This window comes from Rhodococcus sp. IEGM 1408 (genome assembly GCF_033142235.1).
Lineage (GTDB): Bacteria > Actinomycetota > Actinomycetes > Mycobacteriales > Mycobacteriaceae > Dietzia.
Map to the genome: position 1 here is coordinate 110,138 of NZ_JAWLRW010000009.1, position 9,042 is coordinate 119,179.

At 70.1% G+C, this 9,042-nt stretch carries 10 protein-coding genes; 7 read left to right on the top strand and 3 right to left on the bottom strand.

The features are described 5' to 3' along the window. Positions 1–1,066 (top strand): hypothetical protein (locus R4P08_RS14735; protein ID WP_317814644.1); only part of this gene is annotated, 1,066 nt, incomplete at its 5' end. A gap of 149 nt (positions 1,067–1,215) precedes the next feature. On the opposite strand, the gene R4P08_RS14740 is transcribed toward R4P08_RS14735, so the two are convergent. Further along, positions 1,216–2,133 carry an SDR family oxidoreductase gene (locus R4P08_RS14740; protein WP_317814645.1) on the bottom strand — a complete coding sequence of 306 codons (918 nt, stop codon included), beginning with the start codon at positions 2,131–2,133 and terminating at the stop codon, positions 1,216–1,218. Between the two features lie 71 nt (positions 2,134–2,204). Continuing rightward, positions 2,205–2,999 carry an SDR family oxidoreductase gene (locus tag R4P08_RS14745; protein ID WP_317814646.1) on the bottom strand — a complete coding sequence of 265 codons (795 nt, stop codon included), beginning with the start codon at positions 2,997–2,999 and terminating at the stop codon, positions 2,205–2,207. Between the two features lie 77 nt (positions 3,000–3,076). Here R4P08_RS14745 and R4P08_RS14750 point away from each other — a divergent pair, with 77 nt between their 5' ends. The 5 genes from R4P08_RS14750 to R4P08_RS14770 all read left to right on the top strand — a co-directional run bounded on the left by R4P08_RS14750 (position 3,077) and on the right by R4P08_RS14770 (position 7,497). Continuing rightward, on the top strand, positions 3,077–3,877 hold the full coding sequence (locus tag R4P08_RS14750; RefSeq protein ID WP_317814647.1) for an enoyl-CoA hydratase family protein: 801 nt from the start codon (positions 3,077–3,079) through the stop codon (positions 3,875–3,877). A gap of 68 nt (positions 3,878–3,945) precedes the next feature. Beyond that, positions 3,946–4,812 (top strand): CoA transferase subunit A, encoded by an 867-nt coding sequence (locus R4P08_RS14755; protein ID WP_411741216.1) that lies wholly within the window; start codon positions 3,946–3,948, stop codon positions 4,810–4,812. After that, positions 4,812–5,606, top strand: coding sequence for a CoA-transferase (locus R4P08_RS14760; protein WP_317814649.1), 795 nt, complete (start codon positions 4,812–4,814; stop codon positions 5,604–5,606). Before R4P08_RS14755 ends, R4P08_RS14760 begins: the two co-directional genes overlap by 1 nt. Beyond that, a complete protein-coding gene (locus R4P08_RS14765) occupies positions 5,603–6,724 on the top strand; it encodes an NAD(P)H-dependent flavin oxidoreductase (RefSeq protein WP_317814650.1) in 1,122 nt (373 codons plus the stop codon). The genes R4P08_RS14760 and R4P08_RS14765 overlap by 4 nt, the downstream gene beginning before the upstream one ends. A 164-nt stretch (positions 6,725–6,888) precedes the next feature. Beyond that, positions 6,889–7,497 carry a hypothetical protein gene (locus R4P08_RS14770; protein ID WP_317814651.1) on the top strand — a complete coding sequence of 203 codons (609 nt, stop codon included), beginning with the start codon at positions 6,889–6,891 and terminating at the stop codon, positions 7,495–7,497. A gap of 180 nt (positions 7,498–7,677) precedes the next feature. Here R4P08_RS14770 and R4P08_RS14775 read toward each other — a convergent pair whose 3' ends face one another. Next, positions 7,678–8,415, bottom strand: a complete 738-nt coding sequence (locus R4P08_RS14775) for a hypothetical protein (RefSeq protein ID WP_317814652.1) — start codon at positions 8,413–8,415, stop codon at positions 7,678–7,680. On the opposite strand from R4P08_RS14775, the gene R4P08_RS14780 reads away from it, so the two are divergent. Next, positions 8,402–9,042 (top strand): hypothetical protein (locus R4P08_RS14780; RefSeq protein ID WP_317814653.1); only part of this gene is annotated, 641 nt, incomplete at its 3' end. The two genes, R4P08_RS14775 and R4P08_RS14780, sit on opposite strands and share 14 nt — an antisense overlap.

The following is a 9,042-nucleotide window of genomic DNA, read 5'->3' on the forward strand; positions in this document are numbered from 1 at the left end:
CGGCTCCACCGACATGGCGCCCCTGTCGACCAACCTCCTCGGCGGCTCCGCGGCCCTGCCCGCTCTCAGTGTCGGGCCGCTCGTCGGATCGGACGAGATGGCGCCGCTGTCCACCAATCTCCTCGGCGGATCGGCGGGCTTCGACTCGTCCGACCTCGCTCCGCTCACCGGCTCCGAGGGCATGGGCTCGGACGACATGGGACCCCTGTCCACCGAGCTCAACCTCCTCGGCGGATCGGCGGGCTTCGAGTCGTCCGAACTCGCTCCGCTCACCGGCTCCGAGGGCATGGGGTCGAAGGGCATGGAGCCCCTCTCCACCGAGCTCCTCGTCGGCTCCGGCGACGTGGGCTCCAAGGGGATGGAGCCGCTGTCCACCGAGCTCGACCTGCTCGGTGGCTCCGCGGAGCTCCCGGCGCTGTCGGCCGAGTTCCCGGACGGATCGACCAAGGGCATCGGAGGCTCGGCGGGGGAGGTCGGCGGCGGCATCGCCGGGTCGCTGACCAACGGTTCGGCCGAGACGCTCGCCGGTTCGGTGGAGAGCAACTCCGCCGACCCGATCATCGGTTCACTGGCCGAGGGCGGCGGGTTCCTCGAGACGGTGTCCGGCTCCATCGAGGAGATCAACGGGTCGCTCTCCGGCAACGGCGGTTCCACCGGTCAGAGCTCGGACCTGCTCACCGGGTCGACCGGGGGCAGCGCCGAGGTCCTCACCGGTTCCTTCGGCGAGCTCACCGAGGTCAACGGCTCGCTCACCGCGCTCACCGGATCGCTGGAGAACGGCTCCCTCATGAGCACGTTCTCCACCAACATGGGCTCGCTCGAGGGGATGGCGAGCCTGGCCGGGGAGTCCGGTTCGGCGATGGCCCTGCTGCCGGTCCTGTCGCTGGGCGGCACGCTCGCCCTCGCCGGCACCGCGATGAACGGCGGCGTGGCGTTCATGGCCCTGCCGCCCATGCCCGGTCTGCCCCCGCTCCCCACGGTGTGTGACCTGCCGCAGGCGCAGGTCGACCAGCTGGCAGGAGCGGGTTCGGTCGACGCCCAGCGGTGCCCGGCGCCCGCGAACTGATCGCCTGACTCCCGGCCCTGAACCGGGTATCGACGAGAGGAGCCCCGCACCGTCACGGTGCGGGGCTCCTCTCGTCTCGCAGGGGAGGCGGCGGGGAGTGACGCAGCGCTTCTTGACTCAGCGCCTCAGTGACTCAGCTGTTCAGTAACTCAGCGCGCGCCGTACACGGGGACCGGATCCGGCGACTCGGCGAGCAGACGCGGAACCACGGACCCGAGCTCGGCGGGCGCCCACTTGGCACCCTTGTCCTCGGAGGCGGCGCGCTGCCAGCCGTCGCACACGGTCACCTTGCCGCCCTCGACCTCGAAGACGCGGCCGGTGACGTCCGCCGACTCCGTGGAGCCGAGCCACACGACGAGCGGCGAGACGTTGGCCGGGTCCATCGCGTCGAACGACCCGTCTTCCGGAGCCGCCATCTGCGACGCCATGCCCTCGCCTGCCGAGGTGGTCATCCGGGTGCGAGCCGCCGGGGCGATGGCGTTGGCGGTGACCCCGTAGCCCTTCATCTCGGCCGCGGTCTGGATGGTGAGGAGCGCGATCCCCGCCTTGGCGGTGGCGTAGTTGCCCTGCCCGACCGAGCCGAACAGGCCGGCGCCCGAGGACGTGTTGATGACCCGGGCCGCGCGAGGGCGCCCGGCCTTCGACTCCGCGCGCCAGTACTCGGCGGCGTGCCGGAGCGGGGCGAAGTGCCCCTTGAGGTGCACGTTGATGACGTTGTCCCAGTCGTCCTCGCCCATCCCGACGAGCATCTTGTCGCGGAGGAAACCGGCGTTGTTGACCAGCACGTCGAGCCCGCCGAAGTGGTCGATCGCCTGCTGGACGAGCTCCTTGGCCCCGTTCCAGCTGGAGATGTCGTTCCCGTTGACCACGGCCTCGCCACCGGCGGCTTGGATCTCTGCCACCACCTGCTCGGCCGGGGACTCCCCCACGTCCGAACCGTCGAGCCCGGCGCCGAGGTCGTTGACCACGACCTTGGCGCCCTCCGCGGCAAAGGCGAGCGCGTGCTCACGGCCGATTCCCCGGCCGGCTCCGGTGACGATCACAACGCGTCCGTCGCAGATTCCCATGTAGTTCTCCTCGAGTCAGTGGTGCCTGTACGTGGATGAGCGCGGCGCGAGCCGCACTGCGGATGTAGGTGTCAGTGCTTGTTCTCGGCGGTGGACGCCGAGAGGAACGCCGGCTTCTCGCCGCCGCCGTGGACCAGGAGCTCCGCGCCGGTGATGTAGGCGGCCAGCGGGGAGGCGAGGAACGCGGCCGCCTGGCCGACGTCCCGCGGGTCCGCCATCCGGCCCATGGGGATCGTGGCGTCGACGGCGGCCACGCCGTCGGAGTCCCCGTAGTGCATCTCGGCGAGCTCGGTCTTGACCGGGCCCACCACCACGGAGTTGATGCGCACCGCCGGCGCCCACTCGACGGCCAGTGACTGGGTGAGCGAGTCGATCCCGGCCTTGGCGGCGCCGTAGGAGGCGGTCCCCGGTGACGGGCGATGGCCCGAGACCGACGAGATGTTGACGATCGCCCCGCCGGTCGCGCCGCCTGCCGAACCCGCGGCGGTCATCACCCGGTGCGCCTCCTGCGACACGGTGAGCGCGGACAGCAGGTTGAGGGCGACGATCTTGGCGTGGAAATTGGCGCTGGCATCGGCGGCCAGGGCGAACGGGGCCCCGCCCGCGTTGTTGACCACCACGTCCAGACGGCCGTGCTTGCTGACGATCGCGTCCACCATCGCGCGGACGGCCTCCGGATCCCGGAGGTCGACCGGGTGGAACTCCAGGTCCGCCACGTCGGAGCCCTGGTCGGCGGGTCGCCGCGCACAGGTGACGACGACGGCGCCGCATTCCCGGAAGACCCGGCTGATCCCGGCCCCGACCCCTCGGACGCCCCCCGTGACGAGGACGACCTTCCCCGACAGACCCAGATCGATGTTCGCCATGCGTGCTAGCGTACCAAGCAAGCGTTTGGTTAGTCGCCGGGCCGTCCAGGTCAGCGGTGGCGAGGAGAAGGAGCACCATGGGCATCATCGTCGACAAGGGCGCAGACGGCATCGCGACCGTCACGGTCGACTATCCCCCCGTCAACGCCATCCCCTCTGCGGGCTGGTTCGAGCTCGGCGAGCAGATCCTCGCCGCAGGCCGCGACCCCGAGGTCCACGTGGTGATCCTCCGGGCCGAGGGCCGAGGGTTCAACGCGGGCGTGGACATCAAGGAGATGCAGGACTTCGAGGGCTTCGACCACCTACTGGCCGCCAACCGCGGCTGCTACGTGGCCTTCAACGCGGTCTACGAGTGCGCGGTCCCCGTCATCGCCGCGGTCAACGGGTTCTGCGTGGGCGGCGGCATCGGCCTCGTGGGCAACGCGGACTGCATCGTCGCCTCCGACGACGCGGTGTTCAGCCTGCCCGAGGTGGACCGAGGCGCGCTCGGCGCGGCCACCCACCTCGCCCGCATGGTCCCGCCGCACATGATGCGCACCCTGTACTTCACCTCCCGCCAGGTCACCGCCCAGCAGCTGCACAACTGGGGGACGGTGTACGAGGTGGTCCCCCGCGACCAGCTCGACGCCGCCGCCCGCGGCCTCGCGGAGACGATCGCCGCCAAGGACACCCGGGTGATCCGCGCGGCCAAGGAGGCCATCAACCACATCGACCCGGTCGACGTGAAGACCTCGTACCGCATCGAGCAGGGCTTCACCTTTGAACTCAACCTCGCCGGCGTGTCCGACGAGCACCGGGACGAGTTCGTCAAGACCGGTACCAACCTGGACAAGCGAGCCAGCGACAATCGATCCGAGAGGACGGGCGAGAACAAGTGACTGTGACCCCCACCCCGCGCGACAAGCGCACCAGTCTCGACGAGGCCGTCGGACGACTCTCCAGCGGCATGACCATCGGGATCGGCGGCTGGGGTTCCCGGCGTAAGCCGATGGCGCTCGTCCGGGCGATCCTCCGCCGGGAGGACCTGACCGACCTCACCGTCGTCACCTTCGGTGGCCCGGACCTGGGCCTGCTCTGCTCCGCGGGCAAGGTCGCCAAGGCCTACTACGGCTTCGTCTCCCTGGACTCGGCGCCGTTCTACGACCCGTGGTTCTCCCGCCGCCGGACCGAGGGCGCGATCATCGCCCGCGAGATGGACGAGGGCATGGTCCGCGCCGGGCTCACCGCCGCCGCGCACCGACTGCCGTTCCTGCCCACCCGCGCAGGGCTGGGCTCGGACGTGTTCGGCTTCTGGGGCGACGAGCTCAAGACCGTCGACTCGCCCTACCTGGTCGACGGGAAGACCGAGACCCTGGTGGCCATGCCCGCGCTGCGCCTCGACGCCGCGCTCCTCCACCTGGACAAGTCCGACAAGCACGGCAACGCCGCGTTCACGGGCGCCGACGGGTACTTCGACGACCTCTTCGCCATGTCCGCCGACACCGTCCTGCTCGAGGTCGACGAGGTCGTCGACTCCGCGGACGCCCTGATGAACGAGGTCGGCCCGCAGCGCATGCTGCTCTCCCGCATGTTCGTCGACTCGGTCTCCGAGGCCCCGAACGGCGCGCACTTCACCTTTGCCGGCGGTTACGGCCGGGACGAGTCGTTCCAACGGCACTACGCCACCTCCGCCAAGACCGACGAGTCGTGGGACGCGTTCGTCTCCGAGTTCCTGTCCGGGTCCGAGGAGGACTACCAGAGGGCGGTCGCCGCCTTCGCAGAGAAGGTCGCGGCCGACAAGGCCGCCGCCGCCGCGGAGAAGGGAGCCAAGTGATGTCCGAGGTCAACGGCCAGTCCACCACCAGCCAGTCCGTCACCAGGGCCGAGTACTGCGCGATCGCGTGCGCCGAGATCTTCGCCGGCGCCGGCGAGATCTTCGCCTCCCCCATGACCCCGATGGCCACGGTGGGTGCCCGCCTCGCGCGGCTGACCACCGAGCCGGACCTGCTCATCACCGACGGCGAGTACCGCTTCCTCGGTCAGACTCCGCCGCTCGGCAAGACCATCGACTTCGAGGGCTACATCCCGTTCCCCCGCGTCTTCGACGTCCTCCAGGCCGGAACGCGGCACGTGGTGATGGGCGCCAACCAGATCGACCGGTACGGCAACCAGAACCTCTCCGCCTTCGGCGACGACCTGCAGAAGCCCAGCCGGCAGATGTTCGGCCTCCGCGGCGCCCCCGGCAACTCGATCAACCACGCCACCAGCTACTGGGTGGGTCGGCACTCGAGCCGCGTCTTCACCGAGAAGGTCGACATCGTCTGCGGCGTGGGCTACGACCGCTACACGCCAGGAGATCCCGCGTTCCGCTTCCACCACATCCCCAGGGTGGTGACGAACCTCGGCGTGTTCGACTTCGGCGGCGAGGGACACACCATGCGGGCGCTCACCCTGCACCCGGGCGTCACGGCCGACGAGGTCGCCGCCAACACCGGCTTCCAGATCGAGGGCCTGGCCGAGGCCGGCGTCACCCGCGATCCCTCCGCCGAGGAACTGCGCCTCATCCGGGAAGTGATCGACCCCCGCGGATTCCGCAACCGTGAGGTGCCCTCGGAGGAGGCGCGATGAGTGAGGACCAGCGCGACGACGACAAGGTGACCAGCGGCCGGGCGGCCACGCTGTCGACCGATTTCACGCGGCTCGTCGGTGTGGAGTACCCGATCGTCCAGACCGGTATGGGCTGGGTCTCCGGGCCCGAGCTCACCGCCGCCACCGCCAACGCCGGCGGCCTGGGGATCATCGCCTCGGCGACCATGACGTACGCGGAGCTCGAGAGCGCCATCGTGCGGACCAAGGCGCTGACCACCAAGCCGTTCGGGGTCAACCTCCGGGCCGACGCCGAGGACGCCGCCGAGCGGTGCGAGCTCCTGATCCGCCACGGCGTCAGGGTCGCGTCGTTCGCGCTCGCGCCCAAGCCGGAGCTGATCGCCAGACTCAAGGAGAACGGCCTCGTCGTCGTCCCCTCCATCGGCGCCGCCAAGCACGCCGTCAAGGTGGCCTCCTGGGGCGCCGACGCCGTGATCGTCCAGGGCGGCGAGGGCGGCGGACACACCGGCCCGGTCGCCACCACGCTGCTACTCCCGAGCGTCATCGACGCCCTCGGCGGCCCCGGGAACACCTCGATCCCCGTGGTGGCCGCCGGCGGCTTCTTCGACGGCCGCGGGTTGGTGGCCGCGCTGGCCTACGGCGCGGCCGGCGTCGCGATGGGCACGCGGTTCCTTCTCACCAGCGACTCGCAGGTTCCGGACGCCGTCAAGCGGCAGTACCTGGAGAAGGGCCTGCAGGACACCGTCGTATCCACCCGCGTGGACGGCATGCCACACCGCGTCCTGCGCACCGGCCTGGTCAACGCGCTGGAGTCGGGCAGCCCCGTCAAGGGGATGTTGGCAGCCGTGCAGAACGCCAACAAGTTCAAGTCCATGACGGGCATGAAGTGGCAGGCGCTCGCCAAGGACGGCCTCAACATGAAGAAGGCCTCCGACCGCACCTGGCAGCAGATCGTCATGGCCGCCAACACCCCGATGCTTCTCAAGGCCGGTCTGGTCGAGGGCAACACCGACGCCGGGGTTCTCGCATCCGGCCAGGTCGTCGGCATGATCGAGGACCTGCCCAGCTGCGACGAGCTGATCCAGCGGATCATGTCGCAGGCGCTCGAGCGCCTGGGGGCCCTGCGCGCGCTCGGCTGAGAACACGCACTCACCAGCACCACTCACGCACCCGCTCGGCCCACCCGGCCGGCGGGTGCGTGTGTTTTCCTCCGATAAGCCCACCCCCAGAACACCCTTGGCATATCCTGAGAAACGCTCCCGCTATCGCGGGTCCGTCCCGCCACCCCTCCCGGAGGACTTTCATGACCACCCCTCGCACCGCATTCCGCACCGCCGCCGTTCTCGGCGCCACCGCCGCCCTCACCCTCGCCGGCGCCGGCGCCGCCTCCGCGACCACCGCCGAGAACACCGTCGTTGGCAACACCGTCTCGGTGACGTTCACGCTCGAGGCCGGTCAGCTGCTCGGCGACGCCTGCGGCGCGCTCCTGGCCCCGACCTCCGCGGTCCCCGAACTGACCGCGGCATTCGCCAACGCGGACAACGCCGATGGCCTTCAGGCCCTCCTCGCGACCCTGACGAAGAACGACTCCCTCATCGTCTTCCCCGGCGACCTCGGCACCCCGCTCGTGTCGCTCGTTCCGGCCGTCGCCCCGTCCCGCACGGTGACGGCCACCAATGTGCCGTCCAACGTCTACGCCCTGGTCAGCTTCTGCGGCTCGGACGACGAGCCCACGATCGACGCACCCTTGATCGTCGGCAACCCGGCCGAGGCCCTCACCGGCTCGCTGTCCGGCCTGGGCGGCGACGCCCTCGGCATGCTGTCCTCCGCCATGGGCGGCGACGAGGACGGCGGAATGGGCGGCGACCCGCTCGGCAGCCTCGCGGGCATGATGGGTGGCGCCACGGAGTGACCTCCGGGACCTGACCCCGGACGCCACTAGCGGCGCCCACGCCCGACGCCCGGCCGGACCCCTCCGGCCGGGCGTTCGGCGTCCCCGGCCCCGGTGGACCACCACGCGGCAACAACGAGGGCCCGTCTCCCTGCAGGGAGACGGGCCCTCGTTTCGTACTTGCTCGACTTCAACCGATGATCAGCCGCGACCGTTCGTCAGCTCCGGGCCGGGGGCCGGCGGAGGAGCGGATGTGGTCGTGGACCCCGCGCCCGCACCGACGGCCCCGAAACTTCCGGCGGGCAGTACGCCGACCTGTGGTAGCGGCGGCAGGACGATCTGCGGCAGTTCGACGCCCGGGGGAAGCGGGATCAGTCCGGAATTGACCGCGTAGAAGACGCTACCGACAGAAAGGGCTGCCAGGCCCACCGAGCCTAGGGCCAGTGACCCGGTGCTGACCCCGCCCGTGGAACCGAGGACTCCCTCGACCGAGCCTGCATCAACCGGACCCGCCGAACCCACGAGGGAACCGAGCGCGTCCTCACCGAGCGAGCCTTCGACCGAACCCGCAGCGCCCTCGTCCAGCGAACCGAAGACCGTGCCGAGGATGTTCGCTAGCGATCCCCCACCACTTGACCCGTCGTCGCCGAGCGACCCCTCGACGATCGAGCCTATGCTTCCCCCCGCCAACGAACCCGTTCCGCTCCCGTCCGGCGGCACCATGACGACAGGCGCCGCGATGACGCTCGTCGTGCCGGAAGCGACGTCGGTCACCAGGACCGTCGTCGTCACCGGAGCGGTCACCGGCGGGACAGTGACGTCCACGGTCGTACTGGGGAACGCGATCGACGTCGTGTACGTCGCCGTCGGCGCGGCCGTGAATGTGGTCGGCTGCAGGATCTGAGTCACAGCGGACTCGGTCACGGTGGTCGTCGTCACCGCGGTGGACGTTGCCGTCGAGGTCACCGTAGCTGTAGCCGTCTCCGTCGCTGTCGAAGTAGATGTGACAGTCGCCGTCACCGTCGTTGTCTCCGGGTCCGGCACCTCGGTCGTCGTCTCACGCTCAGTCGTCGTCACCGTCGTACTCACCGGGTCCGGCACCTCAGTGGTCGTCTCACGCTCAGTCGTCGTCACCGTCGTACTCACCGGATCCGGCACCTCAGTGGTCGTCTCACGCTCAGTCGTCGTCACCGTCGTACTCACCGGATCCGGCACCACGGTGGTCGTCTCACGCTCAGTCGTCGTCACCGTCGTACTCACCGGATCGGGCACCACGGTGGTCGTCTCACGCTCAGTCGAAGTCACCGTTGTTGCGTCCGGGTCCGGCACCACGGTGGTCGTCTCACGCTCAGTCGAAGTCACCGTCGTGGGAACCGACTCCGTCACCGTCGTACTCACCGGATCCGGAACCTCGGTCGTCGTCTCAGTCGTCGTCACCGTCGTACTCACCGGATCGGGCACCACCGTGGACGTCTCACGCTCAGTCGTCGTCACCGTCGTGGGAACCGACTCCGTCACCGTCGTACTCACCGGATCCGGAACCTCGGTCGTCGTCTCAGTCGTCGT